We start from the raw sequence: 25287 nt of genomic DNA on the forward strand, positions 1-25287 counted from the left end.
CGCTTTTCGTTCATTCCTGTTCCGTAACGTCCCCATGAAACCGCAAGCCGAGCACCGCAGTGCCTATCCGCACTCCCAGGCCATCACAACGCGTTGGATGGATAACGATGTCTATGGCCACGTGAACAACGTTGTCTACTACAGTTATTTTGATACCGTCGTGAATTCGTACCTGATCCGGCAAGGCGTGCTCGACTTTGAGGCGGGCAGCACGATCGGGCTGGTGATCGAGACGCAGTGCAACTACTTCTCGTCGCTGAGCTTTCCGGACACGGTCACGGCGGGCTTGCGCGTGGCGCGGCTGGGAACGAGCAGCGTGCGCTATGAGGTGGGGCTGTTCAGCGGGGACAGCGAGATCGCGGCGGCACAAGGGCATTTTGTCCACGTCTATGTCGATCGCGTCACGCGTCGCCCGGTGCCCCTGCCTGAGCCGCTGCGCCGCGCGCTGAAGCCCCTGACGGTGCCCGGCGCGCAAGCGCAGGGCGTGGCGTGATGGAGGAAGGCAAGATGTCGCAGGACACGCTAGCTGGCAAGCAAGTGGCCGCCGAGGCTGCTTCGCAGCAGGCGGTCGACTGCGTCGACCGCGCTATCCTCACGCGCCGCTCGGTCCGGGCGTTCCTGGACACGCCGGTGCCGCGCGAAACGGTAGAAGAGATACTCGCCGTCGCCAGCCGCGCGCCGTCGGGCACCAACACGCAACCGTGGCATGTCTATGTGCTGGCGGGTGACGCCAAGGCCCGGCTGTGCGCCGACCTGCTGACCGCCTATGAAGACCCCGAGCGCGACAGCAAGTACCTGGAAGAGTACCCGTACTACCCGCGCTCATGGGTGAATCCCTACCTGGATCGGCGCCGCAAGGTGGGCTGGGATCTCTACGGCCTGCTTGAGATCAGCCGCGAGGACAAAGCGCGCATGCACGAACAGCACGCTCGCAACTTCCGCTTCTTCGATGCGCCGGTCGGCATGATCTTCACGATCGACCGCATCATGGAGCTGGGTAGCTGGCTCGACTACGGCATGTTCCTGCAGAGCATCATGGTTGCCGCCAGGGCGCGCGGACTCGACACCTGCCCGCAGGCCGCGTTCACGCAGTTCCACAAGATCATTGGCGATCACCTCCGCTTGCCCGGCGAGGAGATGGTGGTGTGCGGGATGTCCCTAGGCTATGCGGATCCGGAAGCGATAGAAAATCGCCTCAGCACGGAACGTGAACCGGTTAGTGGGTTTGCGCGTTTCCTCTCATAGTGAGATATGTATCAATGTGTAACGATACGCGCCGATATACAAAGGACGATTGCCGTAGGGGCGGTGAGACCGCCGCAGCGTAGTGACTTATTGGAGGTCTTCGATGATGCACGTGACGAATAGTCAACAATTTTCGCAATGTGGAAATGTTTGCAAATCGAACTTTAACTTGCTTCCGTAAGTCTTTAATCTTGCTAACAAATTCTTAATTTCCTAAACTAGCGCCATCCTGATGCGCTGAACGAATCATGTTCCGGTCTGATTCCATTTTTTCCAGATTCTTCGGCTCGACGCCTCTGCGCGCCGTGGCCGTTGCCGTGCTGACATCCGCGTCGATGCTTGCGGCCCCGTTGGCAGAGGCTGCCACAACGTCGACTTCCACTCAAAAGCCCGCGAAAAAGCAGGCAAGCTCGTCCAAAGCCGAGAAAAAGGCCAGTGCGGGCAGCAAGCGCACGACGGCCAGGGCCGAGACCACGTCTGCGCGTAAGGTGATTGTCCTGAAGAACGGCAGGCACCAGGTTGTGGCGTCGCATCGGGCCGCGCCCGTGCGGGCGGTGTTCACGCCAGCCAAGCCGTCGCTCGGAGAGGCCATGGGGCTGCGCGATACGGAAGATGCGCTGGCCCTGCGTTCGAGCGTTGCGCTCGTGATGGACCAGAACACCAATGAGGTGCTGTTCCAGAAGAATCCGAGCGCGGTGTTGCCCATCGCTTCGATCACCAAGCTGATGACGGCACTGGTGGTGACGGATGCGCGCTTGCCGATGGACGAGGTACTGACCATCACGGAAGAGGACAAGGACACCGAGAAGCACAGCAGCTCGCGCCTGCGCTTCGGCACCCAGCTCACGCGCCAGGAAATGCTGCTGTTGGCGCTGATGTCGTCCGAGAACCGCGCTGCTTCGGCGCTGGGCCGCAGCTATCCCGGTGGTCTGCCCGCGTTTGTCCAGGCCATGAACCACAAGGCCCGTGAACTGGGCATGAACGATAGCCACTTTGTGGACTCGAACGGCCTCTCGAGCAGCAATGTGTCGAGCGCCATGGACCTGGTTCGCATGGTCAATGCGGCCTACCGCAACCCGACCATCCGCGAATTCTCGACGCAGACCGAAACTGAAGTGAATGTAATGGGCCGTACGCAGCACTATGTCAGTACCAACCGCCTGGTGCGCGGTGGCAACTGGGATATTGGCCTGCAGAAGACCGGCTTCATTTCCGAAGCCGGCCAATGCCTGGTCATGCAGGCCAAGGTCAACGGCCGCAACGTGGTGATGGTGTTCCTGGATTCCGTTGGCAAGCTCTCGCGCTTTGCTGACGCCACGCGCGTCCGGGACTGGCTGGAGCATGCGTCGCCGTCGGCACCGCAACCGCACGCGTTCCCGTCCTCGCCGAACATGACGCAGACGCCTGGCGGCGCACGCGCGATTCTGGCTTCGCAGCAGGTACAGGGAACCTGATCCCGACTCTGCCCACAAAAAACGCGCCGACCGTGGCGCGTTTTTTATTGGGACTTCACCACTTCAGAGCAGCTTGCCCGGATTCATGATGCCGGCCGGATCGAAAGCCCGCTTGATCTCGCGCATCAGCCGCAGTTCCAGTGGGTCCTTGTACTGCAGGAACGCGTGACGCTTGAGCTGGCCGATGCCATGTTCCGCGCTGATGCTGCCGCCGTAGCGCATCACTTCATCGAGCACGGTGCCGGTCACGGCGTCTTCGTGCGTTGCCGCCCAGTCCTTCGGTGCTCCCGCCGGGCGCGACAGGTTGTAGTGCAGGTTGCCGTCACCGAAGTGCCCGAAGATGAACGGCCGGATCGCCGGATCCAGCGTGTGCAGGCGCGCCTGCATCGACACCATGAACGCCGGGATCTGTTCGATCGGCAGTGACACGTCGTGCTTCAGATGCGGTCCGTCCGCGCGCTGCGCTTCGGAGATTTCTTCACGCAACTTCCACAGCGCCTGCAGTTGCGCCAGCGAGGTGGACACCGCGGCGTCGTGGCACAGGCCGCGTTCGAGCGCCTCGCCGATGACGCGCTCCAGCAGCGCGTTGAGCGCATCTTCCTCGGCGGTGTCGGCCAGTTCCACCAGCACATAGGCGGGATAGCGCTGTGCAAAGGGCTCTTGTACGCCTTCGGCATGCGTAAGGACCAGGTCCAGGCACGCGCCCGTGAAGAATTCGAAAGCCTGCAGCCGTGCGCCGCATTGCTCGAACAGCAGCGCGTACAGCTCCAGTGCCTGTTGTGGCGATTCCACGGCCGCCAGCACGACACTGCGCGTATCGGTGCGCGGGAACAGGCGCAGTGCTGCGGCCGTGATGACGCCGAGCGTGCCTTCCGAGCCGATCAGCAACTGCTTGAGGTCGTAGCCGGTGTTGTCCTTGCGCAGCGTGCGCAGGCCGTGGAAGACCTCGCCGTTGGGCAGCACGGCCTCGACGCCAAGCACCAGTTCGCGCGCCATGCCATAACGCACGACGTTGACGCCGCCGGCATTGGTGGCCAGGTTGCCGCCGATCTGGCATGAGTCCTCCGCCGCCAGGCTCAGCGGCAGCAATCGGTTGGCGTCGGCGGCGGCGCGCCGCAGATTGCCGAGGATGCAGCCGGCTTCGGCCACCATGGTGTTGGCAATGGTGTCGAGCGAGCGGATCGCATGCATGCGGTCCAGGCTCAGCACCACGTTCAGCGGCTGGCCGTCGGGCGTGGCCGCGCCGCACAGCCCGGTGTTGCCGCCGCGCGGCACGACCGGGACCGCGGCCTGCTGGCATAGCGCGAGGCAGCGCGAGACCTCGTCGACCGTGCGCGGGCGGACCACAGCCTGGGCCTGGCCCCTGTAGATGCCGCGCCAGTCCGCCAGCCAAGGCGCAATGTCGTCGGGCTGCGTGAGCACGGTGTCGGGACCAAGGGCTTCGGTGAGACGCTGGGGCAGGTTGGCGGCTTGCATGGAGGGATCGATTTCAGCTTTCGGTTTTCAGGGCAGGAGATCGGTGACGCGTGCGCGCAGGGGCAAGCCCAGGCGCTGCGCCGCACATTGCAGGTGGTGGACGGTGGCCTGGCGCGCCGCTTCGGCGTTGCCTTCGCGGATCGCCTCGAAGATGGCTTCGTGTTCCCGGTGCACGGCCTCGGGCAGGTGTGCTTGCTGCAATGTGTTGGCGCGCGCGGTGGCAACAGCCTGGTGCAGTTGCAGGTTCATGTACTGCAGCAGTTGGCGGTAGTACGGGTTATGCGTGGCGCTGGCAATGCCGACGTGGAAGGCCGCATCGAGGTCGACCGCCGGCTGCGCATCATAGAGATGCGCCTTCAGTCGCTGCAGCACCTCGGCAAGGGTATCGATGTCGTCCGCGCTGCGCCGCATGGCGGCCAGTGCCGCTGCCGCGCTTTCCAGGTCAATGCGCAGGTCATACAGGTCGGCCAGCTCGGTCCGTCCCAGGTCGGGCTCGCGCGGCAACTGGAAGCCGGCCGCGCCGGTACGCGAACGCACGGTGCAGCCCACGCCCTGGCGGGTTTCCACGAACCCCTGGGAGCGCAGGTGCTCCGTCACTTCGCGGATCACGGCGGCGCTGACGCCGTACTGGTCGGCCAGTTGCTTGCCCGTCGGCAGGCGGCTGCCGACGGGGTGGACGCCGTTCTCGATGTCGGTACGGATCTGGCGCGTGACCTGTTCGGTCAGCGTGATGGCTCGGGTTCGCATAGCGGCCCGATTATAGGGTTTGCAGGTTATCTGAAAACTAGGCGTAAACCCTTAAAAGGTATGCTCGTGATTTGCTGAGCCGACGGCAGGGCAGTTACCCGTCGCCGCCGGCAAGCCGAAGCCGGATCAGGCGGCTTCGGACTCCATCACGTACCCCATGCCGCGCGAGATCTGCAGCGCGGTGTCCTTCAGGTTCTGCAGCCAGCTGTCCTGCAGGCGGTCGGCGGGCGCCGACAGCGACAGGCCAGCCACCAGGCGGCGCGAATCATCGTAGATGCCGGCCGCAATGCAGCGCACGCCCAGTTCCAGCTCTTCGTTGTCGCGTGCGTAGCCGTTGCTGCGTACCCAGCTGAGTTCGCGCTCGAGCTTGGTCAGGTCGGTGATCGAGGTGCGGGTATGCCCGGCCAGGCCGGTGCGCGTGGCATAGCTGCGCACGCGCGTGGACTCGTCCGCGGCCAGGAACAGCTTGCCGACCGAAGTCAGGTGCAGCGGCGCGCGTCCGCCAATGGCGCGGACCACCTGCATGCCGGAGCGCTCGCTGTAGGCGCGCTCGATATACACGATCTCATCGCCCTGGCGCACTGACAGGTTGACGGTCTGCCCGGTGACGCGGTGCAGCGCGCGCATCGGCGCGAGCGCCGCGTCGCGAACCGACAGGCGTGCCTTGACCAGGTTGCCAAGCTCCAGCAGGCGCATGCCGAGCCGGTAGCTGCCAGGGTCGGAGCGATCGACGAAGCGGCACGCAACCATGTCGTTGAGGATACGGTGCGCGGTGGACGGGTGCAGCCCGGTAGACATCGACAGCTCTTTCAGGCTGACCGGGTCGGCGTGCTGGGCCAGTGCGTCCAGCAGCGTCATCATGCGTTCAATGACCTGGATCGAGGTCTTTCCAGGCGACTTGTCTGCGTCTGACATATATGGAAATGTTGCCCTGCGGCAAATTAAGCGTTTGCCTGATTCTATCTCACATCGTGAAAATTTCAATAGGTGAAATGACATTCCAGTAAGAATCCTCTAGTCCAGGCGCCTCGACCGGGGGTATTGCGGCCTGAATCGTGCTCATGCGCGCCTGAATGGTTTGTGCGCCACCCGGCGGCGCAAACGCGCATAATTGCGGGGTTTCGGGGTCTGGAGAAAGAAAGCAAATGCGAGTTGGCCTGTTCGCCACCTGCCTGGTGGACCTCATGCGCCCGGAGATCGGCTTCTCCGTGCTGAAGCTGCTGGAAGCCGCCGGCTACGAGGTGATGGTGCCCGAAGCCCAGACCTGCTGCGGCCAGCCGACCTACAACTCGGGCGAGCGCACAGTGTCGCGCGACCTGGCGGAAAAATTCCTGCGCGAGTTCGAGATGTTCGACTACGTGGTGGTGCCGTCGGGGAGCTGCGGCGGCATGATTCGTCACCACTATGCGGACCTGCTGCGCGACGACCCCGAACTCAACGGCCGCTATGAACGCCTGCGCGAACGCGTGTTCGAGCTGACCGATTTCCTGGTGAACGTAGCGAAGATCGAGCAGCTCGATTCGAACTTTGCCGGCCATGTCACCTATCACGATTCCTGCTCGGGCCTGCGCGAACTGGGCGTCAAGGCGCAGCCGCGCGAACTGCTGGGCAAGCTGTCCGGCGTGCAGCTCACCGAGATGAAGGACTGCGAGGCCTGCTGCGGCTTTGGCGGCACCTTCTCGGTCAAGTATGGCAACATCTCGACGGCCATCGTCGACGAGAAGTGCGCCAATATCAAGGCCAGCGGCGCCGATGCGGTGGTGCTGGGCGACCTGGGCTGCATGCTCAATATCGAAGGCCGCCTGCGCCGCAGCGGCGATACGCAGACACGCGTGCTGCATATCGCGCAGGTACTGGCTGGCGACGCCTGAGCACCGGAGACGCGACGATGCAAGTCCACAGCATGGAATTCAAGGCGCGCGCCGGCCAGAAGCTGGCTGACCAGCGCCTGCAGCAGAACCTCAAGAAGCTCTCGACAAAGTTCGTCACTGCGCGCGCGGACGCCATCCGCGACATCGATTTCGATGCGACCCGTGCGGCGCTGAAAGAGCGCCGCAACCGCGCGCTGGAAAACCTCGATGTCTGGCTCGCCACGTTCGAGGAAAACGCCACGCGCCGCGGCGCCACGGTGCTGTTTGCCGAGACCACGGCCGATGCTGCACGCCTGGTCGCGGAGATCGCGCAGAAGCATGGCGTGAAGAAGGTCATCAAGAGCAAGTCGATGGTGACCGAAGAGATGCGGCTCAACCAGGTGCTTGGCGAGATGGGCGTGCAGAGCATCGAGACCGATCTCGGCGAGTACATCCTGCAGATCAACGACTCCGAGCCTCCGTCGCACATCATTGCGCCGGTCGTGCACAAGGACAAGGACGAGATCGCCGACCTGTTTGCGAAAGTCCATCAGAAGCCGCGCCTGACCGAGATCCCGGAAATGACGCGCGAAGCGCGCGAGGTGCTGCGGCCCGAGTTCCTGTCCGCCGACATGGGCGTGACCGGGGGCAATTTCATCATTGCCGAGACCGGTTCGGTGGCGGTGGTCACCAACGAGGGCAATGAAGGCATGTGCACGGTCATGCCGCGCGTGCACGTGGCCGTCACCGGCATCGAGAAGGTGCTGCCGACACTGGAAGACCTGGTGACCGTGATGCGGCTGCTGCCGCGTTCGGCGACGGGGCAGGCCATTTCCAACTATTTCTCGCTGCTGACCGGTCCGCGTGCCGAAGGCGAGCGCGATGGTCCCGAGCATATGTACTTCGTGCTGGTCGACGGCGGCCGCAGCGGGCTGATCGGCGGCGAGTTCCAGGAGATGCTGCGCTGTATCCGCTGCGGCGCCTGCATGAACCATTGCCCGGTCTACCAGAAGATCGGCGGCCATGCGTATGGCTGGGTCTATCCGGGGCCGATGGGCAGCGTGCTGACGCCCAGCTACGTGGGCCTGGCCAATGCCATTGACCTGCCGCAGGCGGCCACGTTGTGTGGCGAGTGCAACCGCGTGTGCCCGGCATCGATCCCCTTGTCGGACCTGCTGCGCAAGCTGCGCGAGAAGCAGTTGGAGCGCGGCCTGCGTCCGTGGCAGGAGCGCTTCGCGCTGCAGGCGTGGGGCTTCGTGGCCCGGCGCCCGGCACTCTATGCGCTGGCCAGCCGGTTCGGCGCGCGCGTGCTGGCGCGCATGGGCGGCAGCAACCGGCTGATCGCCAGCCTGCCCATGGCGGGCAAGGGCTGGACCCAGACGCGGGACATGCCGGCACCGTCGGGACGCACGTTCCGCGAGCTTTACAAGGAAAGGAGGGCACGCACATGAGCGCCGCCAATACGGAGACGCTGGCGCGCATGCGCTCGGCACTGGACCAGCACACTGGCGGCACGCTGCCGGCGGCTGAACTCGTAAAGGCGTGGCGCGCGGCAGCGCCCGCCCTGACCCTGCCGCCGGTGTTTGGCCAGGCGATGGAAGAACTGCTGCGCCGGCTGGAGATGTCGGCCGTGTTCGCGCAGGATAGCTGCTCGTTTTCGAGCACGGCCGTGACGGACCAGCTCGGGCGCTGGCTGGACAAGGCCGCTACGGTCTGACGGAAAGAAAAAGGGAGCCTGGGCTCCCTTTTCCATACCTGCGGCAGTCGGATTAGCCGAGCAGCGGATCAGCCCGGCAGCGGATCAGCCCAGCAGCAGAGCGTCGTCGTCGAGCTGCTCGTGACGGGTCTGCTCGAACATGCGCAGCAGGTCGGGCACATCCAGCCCCTTGCGCTTTTCACCGGACACATCCAGCACGACCTGGCCCTGGTGCAGCATCACCGTGCGCTGGCCGTAGTCCAGTGCCTGGCGCATGCTGTGCGTGACCATCATCGTCGTCAGCTTGCTTTCCTCGACGATGCGCGCGGTCAGTTCCAGCACGAACGCGGCGGTCTTCGGGTCCAGCGCGGCGGTGTGCTCGTCGAGCAGCAGGATGCGCGACGGCTGCAGCGAGGCCATCAGCAGGCTCACCGCCTGGCGCTGGCCGCCGGAGAGCAGGCCGATGCGGTCGGTCAGGCGGTTTTCCAGGCCCAGGTTCAGCAGGCGCAGCTTCTCGCGGAACAGCTCGCGCGAGCCGCGGTTCAGCGCCGCGCGGAAGCCGCGCTTTGCGCCGCGGGCCATCGCCAGCGCCATGTTCTCTTCGATCGTCAGCGCCTCGCAGGTGCCGGCCATCGGGTCCTGGAACACGCGTGCCACGAGGTGGGCGCGATCCCAGGCCTGCTTGCGCGTCACGTCGGTGTCATCGATGGTGATGCGTCCCGAATCGACCATCTGGTCGCCGCTGATGGCGTTCAGGAAGGTCGACTTGCCGGCGCCGTTGGAGCCGATCACGGCCACGAACTGGCCGCTTGGGATTTCCAGGCTCAGGCCGCGCAGCGCGCGGGTCTCGATCGGGGTGCCAGGGTTGAAGGTGAGCTTCAGGTCTTGTGCGCGCAGCATCTCAGGCACCTCCGTTCTTGCGGGCAAACAGCTTCTTGCGGGTGGCGGGCAGCACCAGGGCGATCGTCACCAGCGCGGCGGTCACCAGGTTCAGATCCTGCGCCTTGAGGCCGATGAAGTCGCTGTTCAGCGCCAGCGCAATGAAGAAACGGTACAGGATGGCGCCCAGCACCACGGCGAGCGTGGTCCAGACCAGGCGGCGTGCCGGCAGGATGCTCTCGCCGATGATCACGGCGGCCAGGCCGATCACGATGGTGCCGATGCCCATCGAGATATCGGAGCCGCCCTGCGTCTGCGCGAACAGCGCGCCAGCGAGTGCCACGAGCCCGTTGGACAGGGCCATGCCGGCCAGCGTGGCGCGACCCGTGGCGATGCCCTGCGCGCGCGCCATGCGCGGATTGGCGCCGGTAGCGCGCATGGCCAGGCCGAGCTGCGACGAGAAGAACCAGTCCAGGCCGACCTTGGCGATGACCACCACGATGAACAGCACCAGCGGGCGCAGCACGTAATCGGGCAGCCATTCGGGCTGCAGGATGGTGAAGAGCGTCGGTTCCGTGATCAGCGGCACATTCGGGCGGCCCATAATGCGCAGGTTGACCGAGTACAGCGCGATCATCATCAGGATACTGGCGAGCAGGTCCATGATCTTGAGCCGCACATTCAGCCAGCCGGTGATGAAGCCTGCCAGGGCGCCGGCCACGATGGCGATGGCGGTGGCGACAAACGGGTCCTGCCCGGCGGCGATCAGCGTCGCGGCCACGGCGCCGCCCAGCGGAAAGCTGCCGTCGACGGTCAGGTCTGGAAAATTGAGGATGCGGAAGGAAATCAGCACCCCGAGGGCAACCAGGCTGAAGATCAGGCCGATCTCCAGGGCACCCAGAAGGGAAAAGAGGGACATGGTGAATCCTGTTGACAGCTGGCGCGGCTCGCCCGGATAAGGTCGTTCCGCGCGCCGTCTCGTTCAGGGGGCGGGCCCGGGTAGGGCAGTCTGGACTTGTACTGTAGTGGACTAGCGGACGCGCGGCCGTCCGCGCGGCGCGGACGGCACAGGTCAGACGTTGTGCTTACTTGATGACGGTCTTGGCTTCCTTGACCAGGTCCGGCGACAGCGTCACGCCTTGCTTCTGCGCGGCGCCGGTGTTCACGAACAGTTCAAGGTTGCTGCTGGTTTCCGAGGCGATCGCGCCCGGCTTTTCGCCCTTCAGGATGCGCACCACGACCTTGCCGGTCTGGTGGCCCAGGTCCAGGTAGTTGATGCCCAGCGCGGCGATGGCGCCACGCTTGACGCTGTCGGTGTCGGCGGCGACCAGCGGAATCTTCGATTCATTGGCGACCTTGACCAGCGCTTCGTAGGCCGAAACCACGTTGTTGTCGGTATTGGTGTAGATCACGTCCACCTTGCCGATCAGGCTCTTGGCGGCGGCGCCGATGTCAACCGTGCGCGGGGCCGCGGCTTCCTTCAGGGTCAGGCCCTGCTTGGCCAGCAGTTCTTTCAGTTCCTTGACCACCACGACCGAGTTGGCTTCGCCCGGGTTGTAGACCATGCCGACGGTCTTGGCATTCGGCACCACGCGCTTGATCAGGGTGACCTGCTTGTCCAGCGGCAGCTTGTCCGACACGCCGGTCACGTTGGTGCCCGACGGCGACCAGCTCTTGACGAGCTGCGCGGCGACCGGATCGGTCACGCCCGAGTACACCACGGGCACGGTCTTGGTGGCAGCCACCACCGCCTGGGCCGACGGGGTCGCGATGGCAACGATCGCGTTCGGGTTGTCGCCGACGAACTTGCGGGCGATCTGGGCGGCCGTGCCGGTGTTGCCCTGGGCGCTCTGGTATTCCCACTTCAGGTTCTTGTCGGCGTCATAGCCGGCGGCCTTCAGCTCCTCGCGCACGCCGTCGCGGATGGCGTCCAGCGCGGGGTGGTCCACGATCGACAGGACCTTGACGGTCTGGGCGTGCACGGCGCCGCCGCACAGCAATGCCAGCGCCACTGCGCCGCCGAGAATGGACTTGGTTGCCTTGAGACCCTTCATTTTGATCTGCTCTCCTCCGAGTGACTCGGTTCTGGATGGTATGCCGCGCACAAGCTTGGTCTCGCTGCCGGCGCCGCCGCGATGGCGTGGACGGCACCTGCCCCTGGCGGGCGTGGCACTTCCGGCGGCTGATGGAAGTGCGCGCCTGGCCCGGAAGCAAGACAGCGATAAGCCTGCGAGGATACCACTTCTCGCGCACGAAATGCGAAGCCTCGGAGGGGATGCGGGGCATTCGATGCTGTCGAAGCCCCGTTATCCGCCATCCAGGCGCAGATTATTGCGCGGGATTGCAGATTTGCTTGTGGATTTCCCCGATTGCGGTAATCACGTCTTCATGCAATTGCGTTTGCCACGCATCGATGTTTTCCTGCAATTGCTCCAGCGACGTGGCGCCGATGATGGTGCTCGCGGCAAACCAGCGCGAATAGCACCAGGCCAGGGCCAGCGTCGCCGGCGACAGTCCGGCCGTGCGGGCCAGTTCGACATAGCGGGCCGACGCCGCCATCGTCTCCGGGCGCATGTAGCGCGGGCTCCAGTCGGCGCCGAAGCGCGTCAGCCGTCCGATCGCGGCGTCGTTGAAGACGGGCTTCGCCGGGTCGCCGCTCAGGTACTTGCCGGTGAGCTGGCCGAACGCGAGCGGGCTGTAGACCAGCAGGCTCACGTCGCTGCGGAAGCAGGCCTCGTCCAGGCCCTGCTCGAAGCTGCGGTTGACCAGGTTGTACGGGTTCTGGATGGTGGCGATGCGCGGCAACCCGTGCTGCTCGGCCAGCCTGACGAATTCCGCCACGCCCCACGGCGTTTCATTGGAGACGCCGACATAGCGGATCTTCCCCGCCTGCACCAGTTCGGCAAAGGTCTCGAGCTGCGCCTGGATCGAGGTGCAGGGCCGCTCCTGGGCCGGGTCGAAGCTGGTCTGGCCGAAGATCGGCGCGTTGCGCGCGGGCCAGTGGATCTGGTACAGGTCGATGTAGTCGGTCTGCAGCCGCTGCAGCGAGGCGTCCACCGCCGCGCGGATGCCCGCGGGCGTCAGGTCATCGCCATTGCGGATCCAGGGCATCCGGCCGGGGCCGGCCACCTTGGTGGCGAGCACCACGCGGTCGCGCGGCTGGTGCCGCAGCCAGCTGCCGATGATCTGCTCGGTCCGGCCGTAGGTTTCGGCGCACGGCCTGACCGGGTACATCTCGGCGGTATCGATGAAATTGATCCCGCGCGAGAAAGCGTAGTCGAGCTGGCCGTGGCCCTCGGCTTCGGTGTTCTGCTCGCCAAAGGTCATGGTACCCAGGCAGATGCGCGAGACCTGGAGGTCGCTGCGTCCGAGGCGGATGGTTTCCATATGGCTCTCCTGCTGTCTTGCCGGGGCTTTAGAACCCCTTCCTCATCCTGAAACGGGTTCTTAGGCGCGCAGCGCGGCGGCGCAATCGCGCACCAGCGTCGGGCCGCGGTAGATCAGGCCGCTGTAGACCTGCACGAGCTTCGCACCGGCGTCGATCTTGGCGCGCGCGTCGGCGCCGCTGAAAATGCCGCCCACGCCGATGATGGGCACCGCGTCGCCGACGACCTGGCGCAGCGCGCGCACCACGCGCGTCGATGGCTCGAACACCGGCCGGCCCGACAGGCCGCCGGCTTCTTCCGCGTGTGGCAGGCCTTTTACGGCATCGCGCGAGATCGTGGTGTTGGTGGCGATCACGCCGTCGATCCTGTGGCGCACCAGTGCGTCGCCGATATTGCGGATCTGGTCGGCATCGAGGTCCGGCGCAATCTTCAGCGCCACCGGCACGTAGCGCTTGTGCTGGTCGGCCAGGCGCTGCTGGGCTGCCTTGAGCGTCGACAGCAGGCTGTCGAGCTCGCTGGCGCCCTGGAGCTGGCGCAGGTTCTTGGTATTGGGCGACGAGATATTGACCGTTACGTAGCTCGCGTGCGGATAGACGCGTTCCAGGCAGTACAGGTAGTCGTCAGCGGCACGTTCGATCGGCGTGTCGGCGTTCTTGCCGATGTTCAGCCCCAGCACGCCGCCCTCGGCCTTCCAGCGCGATGCCGTGACGTTGGCGATGAAGGCATCGACACCGCCGTTGTTGAAGCCCATGCGGTTGATCAGCGCATCGGCCTGCGGCAGGCGGAACATGCGCGGGCGCGGGTTGCCGGCCTGCGCGCGCGGCGTGACCGTGCCCACCTCGATGAAGCCGAAGCCGAACGCCGCGAGCCCGTCGATATAGGCGCCATCCTTGTCCAGCCCGGCCGCGAGGCCTACCGGGTTGGGGAAGCGTACGCCCATCACCGTGCGCGGATCGTCGGCGACGCGGTTGCCGATGCAGCCGGCCAGGCCCATGCGCTTCGCGCGCAGCAGGTTGTTCAGGGTGAAGTGGTGGGCGTCCTCCGCGTCCATCGAGAACAGGGCGGGGCGGAGCAGGGGGTAGAGCGCGTTGAGCACGGGGAGAGGCGACCGGAGGTCCGGTGCAGAGTGAAAACCAAGCCGGCATTGTAGCGGCTGGGGCGCATGCCCGCGCGCCGTGCGGCCGTGCCTGCCCGCTCGCTGTTGTTCGCTGCTGCCCGCCGCCGCCCGCTATTCCTGCGCGGGGCCGGGGCCGTCTTCCGATGCGGCGGACGTGGCGCTGCGCGCGTCGTCCCCGAACGCCTGCCACTGGTTGCCGGTCAGCACCTGCAGCGGGCGGAAACGTGCCTTGTAGGCCATCTTCCGGCTTTCCGCGATCCAGTAGCCCAGGTACAGGTGCGGCAGGGCGAGCTCCCGAGTCTGGCGGATCTGCCAGAGGATGTTGTAGGTGCCGTAGCTGGCGTTGCGCTCGAGCGGGTCGTAGAAGGTGTAGACCGATGACAGCCCGTCATCGAGCACGTCGATCATGCTGACCATGCGCAGCTTGCCGGCCTCGGGCGAGCCCGGCGGTTCGCGGAACTCCACCAGGCGCGAGTTCACGCGGCTCTGCAGCAGGAACTGCTCGTACTGGTCGCGACTGTCCTGATCCATGCCGCCGCCGGCGTGGCGCATGGACTGGTACAGCAGGTATAGCGCGTAGTGCTCTTCGACGTACGTCAACGGTGCCACCAGCGCCTGCAGGTGCCCGTGGCGGCGCCAGGCCCGGCGTTGCGAGCGGTCCGGCTCGAACTGGTCCACCAGCACGCGGCACGGCGTGCAGGCGTGGCATTCATCGCAATACGGTCGGTAAGTGAAGATGCCGCTGCGGCGGAACCCGGCGCGCACCAGCCGCGAGTACACGTCCGCATTGATCAGGTGGGCCGGTGTCGCCACCTGCGAGCGGGCCATGCGGCCGTCGAGATAGCTGCAGGCATAGGGCGCCGTTGCATAGAACTGCAGCGCGGAAAGCGGGAGCTCCTTCAGCTTGCTCATGGCTCGGACCTGGGGCGGATGATGCAGCCAGCTTGTCAGACGGCCGGGGTGGCGGGCGTGGCGGTCCACCGCTCCAGCACCGATTTGTCGAACCACCACGGCGTGATCGCCGGTCGTGCCGAGGCAGTGCGCACATGTGCCAGGAACTCCGCGCGCGAGATCGGGCGCGCGCCAAGCGAGGCCAGGTGATCGGTTTCCTGCTGGCAGTCTATCATCGGCACGCCGTGATTGCCGAGGAACGCGCACAGCGCCGCCAGCGCGATCTTGGAGGCATCCGTGCGGTGCGCGAACATCGATTCGCCATAGAACATGCGGCCCAGCGCCACGCCATAGAGCCCGCCCGCGCGCTCGCCGCGGTACCAGGCTTCGACCGAGTGCGCCATGCCGCTGGCATGCAGCGCGCTGTAGGCCGCGATGATCTCCCCGGTGATCCAGGTGCCGTCCTGGCCTTCGCGCGGCGTCAGCGCGCAGGCACGCATGACTGCCAGGAAATCATCATCGACGCGGATTTCCCAGTCGGGGTCGCGCAGCACGCGGCGCAGCGTCTTGCGGAACGTGGTGGAGATCTTCAGTGCCTGAGGTGCCAGCACCATGCGCGGATCGGTACTCCACCAGAGCACCGGCTGGCCCACCGAGTACCACGGGAAGATGCCCTGGCGGTAAGCCAGCAGCAGCCTCTGGGGCGACAGGTCACGGCTGGCGGCGAGCAGGCCCGGCGCTTCGGTGGCTGGCCCCAGCGCGCGCTCCACCGGCGGAAACGGATCCTGTGGATCCAGCCAGGCAATCATGCTGGGGCTGCCGGGGGCAGAACGGTCAGGGAGTAACCGTGGCCCGGCTGGTCAGCGGGCGCATGGGCTTGTCGATATCCAGGCTGTGCAGCCGGAAACTGTTGTCCTGCAAGCGGCCGGCGGCGCGGTCGGCAAAGAAGCAGCGCAGTGTGTGGATGACCGTGGGGAAGGCGAGTTCATCCCACGGCACGTCGGCTTCTTCCACCAGCTTCACTTCCAGGCTTTCCTCGCCGGGGGCCACGTCCAGGTCGTCCAGCGTGGCCAGGTAGAAAAGATGCACCTGGTGCACGTGCGGCACGTTCAGGATCGAGAACAGCTCCCCCACTTGCACGCGGGCGCCGGCTTCTTCCAGCGTTTCGCGCGAGGCGGCCTGCGCCGTGGTCTCGCCGATCTCCATGAAACCGGCCGGCAATGTCCAGAAGCCGTAGCGCGGCTCGATCGCGCGCTTGCACAGCAGGACCTTGTCTTCCCAGACCGGGATAGTGCCGACCACGTTGCGCGGATTCACGTAGTGGATGGTGCCGCAGTTGTCACAAACACTGCGCGGGCGGTTGTCGCCGTCTGGTACGCGCAGCACGACCGCATGGCCACAGTTCGAGCAGAATTTCATGAGGGGCGTCCGGGAGGAATGGGGCAAAGTGTATCACCGCGCGGCCCGCATGCCTGAGCGCGCAGGGCGACAGTGCGTGCGCCGGACCCGGAAAGCAAAAAGCCCGCGGTTGCGGGCTTTGCGTTGAATTGCCAATCACGCGTTGGTAGCGTTGGCGAATCCGATTCGACGTAAGCGCATCGTTTCGATGCGTTGGTTGCGGGGGCAGGACTTGAACCTGCGACCTTCGGGTTATGAGCCCGACGAGCTGCCAACTGCTCCACCCCGCGTCCGTCGAAGAAAAGAGTATAGGGCATTGGACGCCGCATTGCAACATCTGCATGAAAAAATCGTGAAGCAGTATGCGATGCCGCCTGCCATAAGAATTAGACGGCAACGGCGCGGGCGAGGTTCAGCCTTCCGCCGGGCTTTCGTTTGTGCGTTGCCACAGCGATGCGGCGAACTCGAAGCTGTCGCGTTGCAGCAGGTCGTCACGTTGCCAGATCACGCGATCGCGGCGCACTGTCAGCATCCAGGTGGTGGTGGCCAGCGGCTGCGGCACCGCGAACGCGAGTGGGGTCAGCACGGCGCCGCACGGTCCATGCTGCGGGTCACGTACCGAGGTGTAGCGGATCAGGCCGATGCCGGCTTCGCGCGCAACGCGTCCGAAGGCCTGGCAGGTCTCGTGGCTGTCGGGGTCCATCCAATGCGCGCGGTCCTGGTCAAACGGCGCTGCGTCCAGCGCGATGCCGTCAGTGCGCACGCTGACTTCGAACAGCGTCTGGGCGCGCGCGTCGATGCGGGGCAGGGCAGGGCTGTCATTAAGGAAGCGCCAGCGCCAGTAGCCGAGTTCGGCGCAGGCGGTGCGGATTTCCTCGGCGCCATAGAACACGCCCGGATCCTGCCCCGCCCGGAAGCGCGAGCCCCACGGCGACGGCGGATAGCGGAACGGCGTGAACAGGAGATAGTGGAGATGGCGGGCTTCGGCCGGCACGGCGGGCTTGCCGGCGTCGAGCACGGCTTCCAGCACGGCCTGCTCGTCGAGGCTGTCGACCAGCGGCATGGTCGAGACCACGTGCTGGGCTTCCACCGCACGCCAGAGGCTGAGCGCGACCGGCCGGCGCTCAGACGCGACCGCGGGTGGCGTCCAGGTAGTGAACGACACGAACGAGACCTTCGGTGGTGCGGATCATTTCGAGGGGTTTGCCGCCAAGCGCGAGGTTCTCGTTGGTCAGCCATAGCCGGGCCTGGTCGCCGTGCCCGAGGATGGCATCGAGCGAGCGGAACAGCCGTACGAACAGCACACCGAATTCCCACTCCTTGCGATGCTTGTCCAGGATGTACAGGCCGGATGCCATGCGTGACACCGAAGCCGTGCTGATGCCGAGCACGCTGGCTACGATAGCCTGGCTGATGCCCAGGAAGCCGGCCGCGCGCATGACGGCCTTGGTCAGCGTAGTGCCAGGGTCGGGACCGCTGGCGGGTTCTGCTTCCGGAATTCGCCTGGATTGCATCGCCTCTGCTCCTGTTTCTTCAGAAACATTATAGGCGAGTCATTTCAGAAGGGAAGTGTCAGATGCAGGAAGCCGCCCGCAGCGCAGTGCGGGCGGCCGCAACGGCGATGCAGCAGCGGCTGCCTCAAGAAACAAAACTGAAGGCGGCTGCGTTCAGGCGGCCACCTCGACCGGATTGAGCTGGAAGCCCAGCGCGGCGGCGCGGCGTTTGAGGGCAGCGACGCTGCGCTGGCGTTGCTGTTCCTCGTAACGTTGCTGCCCCTGATCCACGAAAGCCTCGCCCCGGGTCAACATGAAGTAGACCATTCGCGCGAGCTTGTGCGCGGTGGCGGTATTGGCGCGGGGCTTGTCCATGCGGGCGCACAGGCGGCGGTAGAACGCGCCGAGCGCGGAGTCACTGTGCGACAGCGACATGGCTGCCATCTTCAACGCTTGGCGCGCCCGGTTGGCTGATCGTTTGGTGCCCGATGACAGTACCTTGCCACCGCTGATCTTGGTGCTCGGACACAGTCCCAGCCAGGAACAGAAGTGCTTGACGTTGGCGAAGCGGCCCAGATCGGGACCGATTTCCGACAGCAGCTTCATCACTACAGTCACCCCCAGCCCGTTGATACGCGTGAGGTCCACACCGGCCCAGTTCGCTAGCGCCTGGCGCACGTCGAACTCCATGCGCGCTTTGGCGCCGGCCTTGGGGGCCTTGCCCAGGTCGACGCGGCGCTCGTTGCGCTCGGCCAGCAGCTCGCGCAGCTTCGCCTCGCACGCGACGAGATGCCTGGCGATGTCATCGTACATGGCCAGCGCTTGGCCCAGGACGAACAGGTGCTCCTCGCGCCAGTTGCCCGTTAGCGCCTTGATGATCTCGTCGGCGCTGGCCTTGATGCGGCTGTGGCGGTGCCGGGCCAGTACTTTCGGGTCGCGCTCGCCGGCGACGATGGCGCGGATGATGGCTTGGCCGGTCTGTCCCATGACGTCGCTGAGTACCTCGGTGAGCTGGAGGTTCATCTGCACGAGTGCCTTTTGCATGCGTTGCACCCAACTGGCCTGCTCGGTGAGCAACACCTCGCGCTGACGGGCCACTGCCCTCACCACACAGACTTCGCCATCAGGACGCCAGGCCGCACGCAGCAGCCCCAAACTCATCAGTTTCTGCAGCCACTGGCAATCCTGCACGTCGCTCTTGCGCCCGGGCACGTACTTGAGCTGCCGCGCATCGACCAGCCAGACCTTCAATCCCCGCTGCTCCAGCACCTCATACACGGGGATCCAGTACACCCCGGTGGACTCCAGCGCCACCGTGTCGACCCCGTAGCCCAGCAGCCAGTCAGCCAGCGCGTGCAGGTCGTCGGTCATCGTGCCGACTTCGCGAACCGGCTCGCAGCCCGCCTGCTCGGCCAGATGCCGTGGCACTGCCACCCAGTGGCTCGACGCCCCAATATCGATCCCCGCCGCGTTCGGGAACACCTCGTCGTCTCGCTTGCGCATTGCCATGGCTTGCTCCACCATCGTTGATGAACGGCAGCGCCATGGGAAGCGTCGAATTCGACTCGATCTCTCAAACGGGATGCGGCTCACGCCGCTCACCACTGTCGCCGACGATTCCGGGACCATGCTTAGTAGCGGGCTCACACCGTGACGTCCGATAACGCCACGGGCTCGCACCAATGAAAGGTCGGTCATCGTGGCGCTGCCGTTCCCTTTATAGGGCAGAATCGTTTCTTCCCGAACGCCGGGCGCAGGCATGGGCTTGGGATGCTTAGTACGTCTCGCTCAGTACGTCTCGATATGCAGGCGGCCTTCGCTCCTCATGGTGGCCTCCAGTTGCGGCCAGGACTGGCTGGCCGCGGCGCAGACTTCGCCAAAGGCCGACAGCACGCCTTCCTCCATGCCCTTCAGGCCGCAGATGTAGACATGGCCATGCGGATCGGCCAGCAGGGCCGCCACCCCGGCGGACGCCTCGCGGATCGCGTCCTGCACATAGCGGCGCGGCACCTCGGCATCGCGCGAGAAGGCGAAGTGGATGTCGAGGAAGTCCCTGGGCAGCTTCAGCAGCGGGCCGAAGTAGGGCAGCTCGCGCGCGTTGCGGGCCCCGAAGAACAGCATGCGGCGTCCGCCGAAGTGCTCCATATTGCGCCGCATGCGCTCGGTCATGGCGCGCATGGGCGCTGAACCGGTGCCGGTGCAAACCATCATGATGCTGGCCTCGCGGTGGTTCGGCATCAGGAAGGTGGTGCCGAACGGCCCGACTACCTGCACGGTGTCGCCCTTGGCCAGGTCGCACAGGAAGTTCGACGCCACGCCGCGCACCGGATTGCCGTCGTGGTCCTCTTCGACGCGCTTCACCGTCAGCGCCAGGTTGTTGTAGCCCGGGCGCTCGCCGTCGCGCGGACTGGCAATCGAATACATGCGGATGTAGTGCGGCTTGCCGGCGGCATCGCTGCCCGGCGGCAGGATGCCGATGGCCTGCCCCTCCAGCACCGGGAAGAAGTGCGTGCCGAAATCCAGCACGATATGGTGGATATCGCTGGAGGCATCCTCCGCGGTCAGCCGGTAGTTGCCGGCGACCGTGGCCGTCACCGGCGCGCGCACACCGTGCAGGTTTGCGTATGGGTGGGCCGCCGACCATGGCGCACGCGATGACGTATGGAGGCTCGTTTCCACTGCCTGAACCGTCACGCCGCTTTCGTCGGCCGCGGCGGCGGTGTCGGCGCGCACGGCTTCATCGGTGCCGGCGGCGTCGAGATCGGCTGCCGGCAGTGGCACCTCGGCCGGCAACTCGTCCCACAGGAGCTGTTCCTCGATCGGGTAGGCCTGGCCCTTGAGCATGGTGCGCCAGTTGTCGATGGCGCCGGTGGGGCAAGGCGACAGGCAGGCGTTGCAGGCGTTGCAGACGTCGGCCTTAACCACATAGTTGCGCGAATCATGGGTGATGGCATCGATCGGGCATGTGTCCTCGCAGGTATTGCAGCGAATGCAGATTTCCGGATCGATCAGGTGTTGCTTGATGATTTCGGGGGCACCCATGGTATGTCTCCATGTGGGGCGGGGCCGTATGCGGCCCCGGGCTGACAGTCCTGTCTTTCTTGTAAAGTCGCTGGCCGTCGAGGCGGCCGGTCAGTTGAACCGCACGTACTCGAAATCCATCGGCTGGCGGTTGATGCCGACGGCCGGCGGCGCGATCCAGTTGGCATACTTGCCCGGCTCGGCCACGCGTCCCATCAGCGAGGCGACATAGGCGCGGTCGGCTTCCGTGGCCAGCCACCTGGGTGCGTTGGCCTGCCACTGCGCTTCGGACAACACTTCTCCGGTGGGCGACACGCGCACATTGGAAAGCGTGCCGATCTTGCGATTGAAGGCCTTGTGCGGCACCGTCAGCCGGAACGGGATGCCGTGCTTCTCGATCACCTTGTTCCAGCGCGCCACGCCGCCGATCGAATCGCGAATGTAGTCATCGCGCAGTACTTCATTGAGCGCGTTGAGCATCGGCACCTCGCGCTCGCCGAGCTGGCCGTCGCGCACTTCGAGCACGCGGTAGACGTCGCTCTTGAGCACGTGGTCGTCGGTGCGCTTGCCTTCCTCGAAGCGCCCCTTGAGCCCGGCGCTGTAGAACGTGGCGGCATTGGACGACTGGTCCGCGCCGAACAGGTCGATGGTGACGCTGTAGTGGAAGTTCAGGTAGCGCTGGATAGTCTCCAGGTCGATCACGCCTGCGGCGCGCACCTGTGCCGGATCCTGGATGTCGCGCTCGCGCATGACCTCGCAGGTGCGCTGGATCACGCGCGACACGCCGGATTCGCCGACGAACATATGGTGCGCTTCCTCGGTCAGCATGAAGCGCGTGGTGCGCGCGAGCGGATCGAAGCCCGACTCAGCCAGCGCGCACAGCTGGAACTTGCCGTCGCGGTCGGTGAAGTAGGTGAACATGTAGAACGACAGCCAGTCCGGCGTGCGTTCGTTGAACGCGCCCAGTATGCGCGGATTGTCCTGGTCGCCGGAGCGGCGGTCCAGCAGGGCCTCGGCTTCCTCGCGTCCGTCGCGGCCGAAATAGCGGTGCAGCAGGTACACCATGGCCCACAGGTGGCGGCCTTCCTCGACGTTGACCTGGAACAGGTTGCGCAGGTCGTACAGCGACGGGCAGGTCAGGCCCAGGTGACGCTGTTGCTCGACCGAGGCCGGTTCGGTATCGCCCTGCGTGACGATGATGCGGCGCAGGTTGGCGCGATGCTCGCCGGGCACGTCCTGCCATGCGGCTTCCCCCTTGTGCTCGCCGAAATGAATCTGGCGCGCCGGGTCGGCCGGCTGCAGGAAGATGCCCCAGCGGTAGTCCGGCATCTTCACGTAGTCGAAATGCGCCCAGCCCGACGGGTCGACCGACACGGCGGTGCGCAGGTACACGTCGAAATCATGCGAGCCCTCCGGCCCCATGTCGCGCCACCAGTCCAGGAACGCCGGCTGCCAGTGCTCCAGTGCGCGCTGCAGCGCGCGATCGTCCGCCAGGTTGACGTTGTTGGGGATCTTCTGGCTGTAGTCGATGCTCACGGGGTGTCTCCTGTATCAGTAGTATGCGTGTCCCGATCTTCGTGAGACTGGTTCAGGGCCAAGCGAAGCGGCTCTGGCCAGGTGCGCGGCCGCAGACAGTACAAGTCGTACGGCAAGGCCGCGCAACGGCGCCAGAATCGCCCTGAACCCGTCTCACACGCGGTTCCAGTCGAAGCGGGCCTTGTTTCCGGTACCGAACACCTTGAGCGCGCCGTTTTCGCCCACCGCGTTGGGGCGGTTGAAGATCCAGTTCTGCCACGCCGTCAGGCGGCCGAAGATGCGGGTTTCCATGGTTTCACCGGGGCCGAAGCGAAGGTTGGCTTCGAGGCCGGTGAGCGCATCGGGCGACAGGCTGGCGCGCTCTTCGACCGCGATGCGGATTTCGTCCTCCCAGTCCATGTCGTCGGGTGCGGCCGTGATCAGGCCGAGCGAATCCGCGCTGAGCGCGTCGAGCGGCGCGCCGATGTGCTCGCGTGCTGCGCCGATGGCAGCTTCGTCCCGATAGAAACGCGCGGCCAGGCGGGGCAGGCCGTTGGGCATCGGGTAGCGGCCAAAGTTGGCTTCGCTGAGGAATACGCGCGGCGCATCATCGGGTGCATCGGGCAGGTGCAGCATGTAGCTGCGGTCAGCCGCCAGCGCCAGTTCGAGCAGCGTGCCGGCGAAGCAGGAATCCTGCTCGATCAGTGCGAACAGGCTGCGCGAAGACACGTCCAGCCGCGCCAGCGTACGGCGCAGCATGCCGATGGTCTCGCGCACGAACCAGTGGCTGGCGTGTGCTTCCATCAGTGCATCGGCGGCCAGCACGGCGGCGGCGTCGCCGTCGGTCTTCATGACCCACATGCCGATATCGAGGTGGTTGGTCCGCAGCGTCAGGATGGCGTCATCGAGTTCGCGCGCCATCTTGAGCGGCCACCACTGCATGCCCGCGGACACGACGCCCGCCAGGTCCGTCGGCTGGTGGCGGTCCGGCCCGAATACCGTGATGGTGGCCTTGCGCGCGGCGCGGTCGAAGTGGACCCGCACGGTGTCGTAGCGATAGCCGTCCTCTTCGACCGTGCGCGACAGCGGTGTGAGTTCCACGCCATGGTGGCCCTGCGGGCGGTCACTGGTGGCGGCCAGCGCGGCGGCGCGGTGGGCGACATATTCGGCAAAGCGGGCGGGTTTGACCACGTCATCCACCAGCTTCCAGTCCTTGGCGCGCTGCCCGCGCACACCTTCGGTGGTGGTGCAGAAAATGTCCGCATGGTCGCGCCGCACGTGGCGCTTGTCGGTCACCCGCGTCAGCCCGCCCGTGCCGGGCAGGACGCCCAGCAGCGGCACTTCCGGCAGGCTGACCGCGGAGGAGCGATCGTCGACCAGCACGATCTCGTCGCACGCCAGCGCCAACTCATAGCCGCCGCCCGCCGTGGTGCCGTTGCAGGCGGCAATGAACTTGAGCCCCGAATGGCGGCTGGCGTCTTCGATGCCGTTGCGCGTCTCGTTGGTGAACTTGCAGAAATTCACCTTCCACGCGTGCGACGACTGGCCCAGCATGAAGATGTTGGCGCCCGAGCAGAAGATGCGGTCGCGTGCGCTGGTCATCACCACCGTACGGACTTCCGGGTGCTCGAAGCGGATGCGCTGCAGGGCGTCGTGCAGTTCGATGTCGACGCCCAGGTCATAGGAGTTCAGCTTCAGCGTATAGCCCGGCCGCAGCCCGCCTTCCTCGTCGACGTCCATCGCCAGTGTGGCGACCGGGCCGTCAAACGTGAGCTTCCAGTGACGATACTGATCGGGATGGCGTTCGAATGTGACGGGTTGGTCGGTGGCTTGGCTGGGGGCGGTGGCCGGCGCGGACATGGCTGTCTCCTTGATGCACTATAGTGCCTTGCGGCTTCTTATGCAATATAGTGCATGGTGTCGGACGACGCAATACCTTTCTGTGCCTCCGTGGAGGACAGCCGCGCCCCTCAGGCGGTGACGCTGGAAAGCTGGGCGCGCAGGGCCTGCAGCGAGGTGTGCGCGTCCTGGCCGCTGGTGTCGAGCGCGATGTCGGCGCGGGCGTAGAGCGGCGTGCGCGCCTGCAGGATGCGGCGCAGGTCTGTCATGGCTTCACGGTTGCCCTGCATGGGGCGCATGTCGCCCTGTGCCACCACGCGGGCCATGTGCTCTTCCGGCGAGGTCTTGACCCATACCGTATAGCAGCGCGACAGCAGCAGGTTGAAGGTGGCGGGCTCGGAGACAAGGCTGCCCGGGGTGGCCAGCACCATGCTGTCGTGCTCGCGCAGCGCGCGTTCGAGCGCGCGCATCTCATAGCGGCGGTACGCGGCCTGGCCGTATAGCGAATGGATCTCCGTCAGGCTGGCGCCGGCTTCCTGCTCGATCACATTGTTGAGCTCGACGAAGGGCATGTCCTCGGCAGCCGCCAGCGCGCGGCCGAGCGTGGATTTTCCCGCGCCGCGCAGGCCGATCAGGGCGATCCGGCGGTGGCGCGCATCACGCGATTCGGCGGGCGCCAGCGCATGGCGGCAGGCTTCGCGCACGCGCGCCAGATCGCCCGCGGGCAGCTGCGCCAGCCACTGCACAAGCTGCGCGAACTCGGTGGCCTGCTGGCCGTTGAGCCCGTCCACCTCCGCCAGCACGACCGGCAGGGGGACGTCGAGCGCCCGCGCGACCTGCCTCAGCAGCAGCACCGACGCATTGCCCGTGCCGGTCTCCAGGTTGGCCAGATAGCGTTCCGAGACTTCCGCGCCGCGCGCCAGGTCCTTGCGCGACATGCCGCGCGCGGCACGCAGCGAGCGGATGCGTTCGCCCAGTTGCGTGAGATAGGGATCGCGTTCGCCATGGGTGCCGCTGGCGGAGGCATCGGGCGAAGGCAGCGGTTCGGGGTCTTGGCGCATGGCGGGCAGGGTATCAGGCGGTTTGGCCGGGGGGGGGGGCGGTATCCGGCCGGAAAAAAGAGGCGAATTATAAGGGAGTCCTTGGGTCGGCCGGTGTTGCGGTGTCATATAGTGCATCTACTTACTTGCATGATAGGCGATATGAAATAAAATGCATCGACAAGCCGATGCGATCGCCTCAGCGCACCGGCAATCCAAGAGCGACCGGCCTGACGCCGC

24 protein-coding genes and 1 tRNA gene are annotated in these 25287 nt (G+C 65.7%); 6 read left to right on the forward strand and 19 right to left on the reverse strand.

All coding sequences use genetic code 11. The features are described 5' to 3' along the window. Nucleotides 1-34: 34 nt before the first annotated feature. From KHO22_RS15350 to pbpG, 3 genes are all read left to right on the forward strand, one after another. Complete coding sequence (locus tag KHO22_RS15350; RefSeq protein ID WP_211948011.1) at nucleotides 35-493, forward strand: acyl-CoA thioesterase; 459 nt, start codon at nucleotides 35-37, stop codon at nucleotides 491-493. Nucleotides 494-507: 14 nt separating this feature from the next. Continuing rightward, nucleotides 508-1245 carry a nitroreductase gene (locus KHO22_RS15355; RefSeq protein WP_211948012.1) on the forward strand — a complete coding sequence of 246 codons (738 nt, stop codon included), beginning with the start codon at nucleotides 508-510 and terminating at the stop codon, nucleotides 1243-1245. Between the two features lie 248 nt (nucleotides 1246-1493). Beyond that, on the forward strand, nucleotides 1494-2699 hold the full coding sequence (gene pbpG / locus KHO22_RS15360) for a D-alanyl-D-alanine endopeptidase (RefSeq protein ID WP_211948013.1): 1206 nt from the start codon (nucleotides 1494-1496) through the stop codon (nucleotides 2697-2699). A 63-nt stretch (nucleotides 2700-2762) separates the two neighbouring features. Here pbpG and KHO22_RS15365 read toward each other — a convergent pair whose 3' ends face one another. The 3 genes from KHO22_RS15365 to KHO22_RS15375 all read right to left on the reverse strand — a co-directional run bounded on the left by KHO22_RS15365 (nucleotide 2763) and on the right by KHO22_RS15375 (nucleotide 5837). Further along, complete coding sequence (locus KHO22_RS15365) at nucleotides 2763-4175, reverse strand: FAD-binding oxidoreductase (RefSeq protein ID WP_211948014.1); 1413 nt, start codon at nucleotides 4173-4175, stop codon at nucleotides 2763-2765. Nucleotides 4176-4202: 27 nt separating this feature from the next. Continuing rightward, on the reverse strand, nucleotides 4203-4922 hold the full coding sequence (locus KHO22_RS15370) for a FadR/GntR family transcriptional regulator (protein ID WP_211948015.1): 720 nt from the start codon (nucleotides 4920-4922) through the stop codon (nucleotides 4203-4205). Nucleotides 4923-5048: 126 nt separating this feature from the next. After that, a complete protein-coding gene (locus tag KHO22_RS15375; protein ID WP_211948016.1) occupies nucleotides 5049-5837 on the reverse strand; it encodes an IclR family transcriptional regulator in 789 nt (262 codons plus the stop codon). 230 nt (nucleotides 5838-6067) lie between these two features. Between KHO22_RS15375 and KHO22_RS15380 the strand changes: the two genes are divergently transcribed. Genes KHO22_RS15380 through KHO22_RS15390 form a run of 3 tightly spaced genes read left to right on the forward strand, consistent with a single transcriptional unit; the run spans nucleotide 6068 to nucleotide 8489 of the window. Beyond that, nucleotides 6068-6793 (forward strand): (Fe-S)-binding protein, encoded by a 726-nt coding sequence (locus tag KHO22_RS15380; RefSeq protein WP_211948017.1) that lies wholly within the window; start codon nucleotides 6068-6070, stop codon nucleotides 6791-6793. 17 nt (nucleotides 6794-6810) lie between these two features. Continuing rightward, nucleotides 6811-8223 carry a LutB/LldF family L-lactate oxidation iron-sulfur protein gene (locus KHO22_RS15385; RefSeq protein WP_211948018.1) on the forward strand — a complete coding sequence of 471 codons (1413 nt, stop codon included), beginning with the start codon at nucleotides 6811-6813 and terminating at the stop codon, nucleotides 8221-8223. After that, nucleotides 8220-8489 (forward strand): hypothetical protein, encoded by a 270-nt coding sequence (locus KHO22_RS15390; protein WP_211948019.1) that lies wholly within the window; start codon nucleotides 8220-8222, stop codon nucleotides 8487-8489. The genes KHO22_RS15385 and KHO22_RS15390 overlap by 4 nt, the downstream gene beginning before the upstream one ends. 84 nt (nucleotides 8490-8573) lie before the next feature. Here KHO22_RS15390 and KHO22_RS15395 read toward each other — a convergent pair whose 3' ends face one another. The 16 genes from KHO22_RS15395 to KHO22_RS15470 form a co-directional block, all read right to left on the reverse strand. After that, nucleotides 8574-9368: an ABC transporter ATP-binding protein gene (locus KHO22_RS15395; protein WP_211948020.1), complete on the reverse strand. Its 795-nt coding sequence runs from the start codon at nucleotides 9366-9368 to the stop codon at nucleotides 8574-8576. Between the two features lies 1 nt (nucleotide 9369). Next, a complete protein-coding gene (locus KHO22_RS15400; RefSeq protein WP_211948021.1) occupies nucleotides 9370-10266 on the reverse strand; it encodes an ABC transporter permease in 897 nt (298 codons plus the stop codon). A gap of 166 nt (nucleotides 10267-10432) precedes the next feature. After that, nucleotides 10433-11401, reverse strand: coding sequence for an ABC transporter substrate-binding protein (locus tag KHO22_RS15405; RefSeq protein WP_211948022.1), 969 nt, complete (start codon nucleotides 11399-11401; stop codon nucleotides 10433-10435). A 274-nt stretch (nucleotides 11402-11675) separates the two neighbouring features. After that, a complete protein-coding gene (locus KHO22_RS15410) occupies nucleotides 11676-12734 on the reverse strand; it encodes an aldo/keto reductase (protein ID WP_211948023.1) in 1059 nt (352 codons plus the stop codon). A 60-nt stretch (nucleotides 12735-12794) separates the two neighbouring features. After that, on the reverse strand, nucleotides 12795-13829 hold the full coding sequence (locus KHO22_RS15415) for a quinone-dependent dihydroorotate dehydrogenase (RefSeq protein WP_211948024.1): 1035 nt from the start codon (nucleotides 13827-13829) through the stop codon (nucleotides 12795-12797). Nucleotides 13830-13961: 132 nt separating this feature from the next. Continuing rightward, nucleotides 13962-14762 carry an arginyltransferase gene (locus KHO22_RS15420; RefSeq protein ID WP_211948025.1) on the reverse strand — a complete coding sequence of 267 codons (801 nt, stop codon included), beginning with the start codon at nucleotides 14760-14762 and terminating at the stop codon, nucleotides 13962-13964. 35 nt (nucleotides 14763-14797) lie between these two features. Further along, a complete protein-coding gene (gene aat, locus KHO22_RS15425; protein WP_211948026.1) occupies nucleotides 14798-15550 on the reverse strand; it encodes a leucyl/phenylalanyl-tRNA--protein transferase in 753 nt (250 codons plus the stop codon). 25 nt (nucleotides 15551-15575) lie between these two features. Beyond that, nucleotides 15576-16160: an NUDIX hydrolase gene (locus KHO22_RS15430; RefSeq protein ID WP_211948027.1), complete on the reverse strand. Its 585-nt coding sequence runs from the start codon at nucleotides 16158-16160 to the stop codon at nucleotides 15576-15578. A gap of 193 nt (nucleotides 16161-16353) precedes the next feature. After that, nucleotides 16354-16429, reverse strand: a tRNA-Met gene (locus KHO22_RS15435). A 122-nt stretch (nucleotides 16430-16551) separates the two neighbouring features. Then, nucleotides 16552-17304 (reverse strand): RES family NAD+ phosphorylase, encoded by a 753-nt coding sequence (locus KHO22_RS15440; protein WP_211948028.1) that lies wholly within the window; start codon nucleotides 17302-17304, stop codon nucleotides 16552-16554. Then, complete coding sequence (locus KHO22_RS15445; RefSeq protein ID WP_211948029.1) at nucleotides 17264-17653, reverse strand: MbcA/ParS/Xre antitoxin family protein; 390 nt, start codon at nucleotides 17651-17653, stop codon at nucleotides 17264-17266. Before KHO22_RS15445 ends, KHO22_RS15440 begins: the two co-directional genes overlap by 41 nt. Nucleotides 17654-17806: 153 nt before the next feature. Next, entirely contained in the window at nucleotides 17807-19141 is a 1335-nt protein-coding gene (locus KHO22_RS15450; protein ID WP_211948030.1) for an IS110 family RNA-guided transposase, read from the reverse strand. Between the two features lie 279 nt (nucleotides 19142-19420). Next, on the reverse strand, nucleotides 19421-20674 hold the full coding sequence (boxA, locus tag KHO22_RS15455; protein ID WP_211948031.1) for a benzoyl-CoA 2,3-epoxidase subunit BoxA: 1254 nt from the start codon (nucleotides 20672-20674) through the stop codon (nucleotides 19421-19423). A gap of 90 nt (nucleotides 20675-20764) precedes the next feature. Next, entirely contained in the window at nucleotides 20765-22189 is a 1425-nt protein-coding gene (boxB, locus tag KHO22_RS15460) for a benzoyl-CoA 2,3-epoxidase subunit BoxB (RefSeq protein WP_211948032.1), read from the reverse strand. Between the two features lie 153 nt (nucleotides 22190-22342). Further along, nucleotides 22343-24028, reverse strand: coding sequence for a 2,3-epoxybenzoyl-CoA dihydrolase (boxC, locus tag KHO22_RS15465; RefSeq protein ID WP_211948033.1), 1686 nt, complete (start codon nucleotides 24026-24028; stop codon nucleotides 22343-22345). A 110-nt stretch (nucleotides 24029-24138) separates the two neighbouring features. Next, nucleotides 24139-25068, reverse strand: coding sequence for a helix-turn-helix transcriptional regulator (locus tag KHO22_RS15470; protein WP_211948034.1), 930 nt, complete (start codon nucleotides 25066-25068; stop codon nucleotides 24139-24141). Between the last annotated feature and the right edge of the window lie 219 nt (nucleotides 25069-25287).

The organism is Cupriavidus yeoncheonensis, from assembly GCF_905397275.1.
Taxonomy (GTDB): domain Bacteria; phylum Pseudomonadota; class Gammaproteobacteria; order Burkholderiales; family Burkholderiaceae; genus Cupriavidus; species Cupriavidus yeoncheonensis.

Bases quoted from the DNA above. Each gene is read 5' to 3' on its own strand.
- KHO22_RS15350 (WP_211948011.1), top strand. From the start codon at position 35: ATGAAACCGCAAGCCGAGCACCGCAGTGCCTATCCGCACTCCCAGGCC.
- KHO22_RS15355 (WP_211948012.1), top strand. From the start codon at position 508: ATGTCGCAGGACACGCTAGCTGGCAAGCAAGTGGCCGCCGAGGCTGCT.
- pbpG (WP_211948013.1), top strand. From the start codon at position 1,494: ATGTTCCGGTCTGATTCCATTTTTTCCAGATTCTTCGGCTCGACGCCT.
- KHO22_RS15365 (WP_211948014.1), bottom strand. From the start codon at position 4,175: ATGCAAGCCGCCAACCTGCCCCAGCGTCTCACCGAAGCCCTTGGTCCC.
- KHO22_RS15370 (WP_211948015.1), bottom strand. From the start codon at position 4,922: ATGCGAACCCGAGCCATCACGCTGACCGAACAGGTCACGCGCCAGATC.
- KHO22_RS15375 (WP_211948016.1), bottom strand. From the start codon at position 5,837: ATGTCAGACGCAGACAAGTCGCCTGGAAAGACCTCGATCCAGGTCATT.
- KHO22_RS15380 (WP_211948017.1), top strand. From the start codon at position 6,068: ATGCGAGTTGGCCTGTTCGCCACCTGCCTGGTGGACCTCATGCGCCCG.
- KHO22_RS15385 (WP_211948018.1), top strand. From the start codon at position 6,811: ATGCAAGTCCACAGCATGGAATTCAAGGCGCGCGCCGGCCAGAAGCTG.
- KHO22_RS15390 (WP_211948019.1), top strand. From the start codon at position 8,220: ATGAGCGCCGCCAATACGGAGACGCTGGCGCGCATGCGCTCGGCACTG.
- KHO22_RS15395 (WP_211948020.1), bottom strand. From the start codon at position 9,368: ATGCTGCGCGCACAAGACCTGAAGCTCACCTTCAACCCTGGCACCCCG.
- KHO22_RS15400 (WP_211948021.1), bottom strand. From the start codon at position 10,266: ATGTCCCTCTTTTCCCTTCTGGGTGCCCTGGAGATCGGCCTGATCTTC.
- KHO22_RS15405 (WP_211948022.1), bottom strand. From the start codon at position 11,401: ATGAAGGGTCTCAAGGCAACCAAGTCCATTCTCGGCGGCGCAGTGGCG.
- KHO22_RS15410 (WP_211948023.1), bottom strand. From the start codon at position 12,734: ATGGAAACCATCCGCCTCGGACGCAGCGACCTCCAGGTCTCGCGCATC.
- KHO22_RS15420 (WP_211948025.1), bottom strand. From the start codon at position 14,762: ATGAGCAAGCTGAAGGAGCTCCCGCTTTCCGCGCTGCAGTTCTATGCA.
- aat (WP_211948026.1), bottom strand. From the start codon at position 15,550: ATGATTGCCTGGCTGGATCCACAGGATCCGTTTCCGCCGGTGGAGCGC.
- KHO22_RS15430 (WP_211948027.1), bottom strand. From the start codon at position 16,160: ATGAAATTCTGCTCGAACTGTGGCCATGCGGTCGTGCTGCGCGTACCA.
- KHO22_RS15445 (WP_211948029.1), bottom strand. From the start codon at position 17,653: ATGCAATCCAGGCGAATTCCGGAAGCAGAACCCGCCAGCGGTCCCGAC.
- KHO22_RS15450 (WP_211948030.1), bottom strand. From the start codon at position 19,141: ATGGCAATGCGCAAGCGAGACGACGAGGTGTTCCCGAACGCGGCGGGG.
- boxA (WP_211948031.1), bottom strand. From the start codon at position 20,674: ATGGGTGCCCCCGAAATCATCAAGCAACACCTGATCGATCCGGAAATC.
- boxC (WP_211948033.1), bottom strand. From the start codon at position 24,028: ATGTCCGCGCCGGCCACCGCCCCCAGCCAAGCCACCGACCAACCCGTC.
- KHO22_RS15470 (WP_211948034.1), bottom strand. From the start codon at position 25,068: ATGCGCCAAGACCCCGAACCGCTGCCTTCGCCCGATGCCTCCGCCAGC.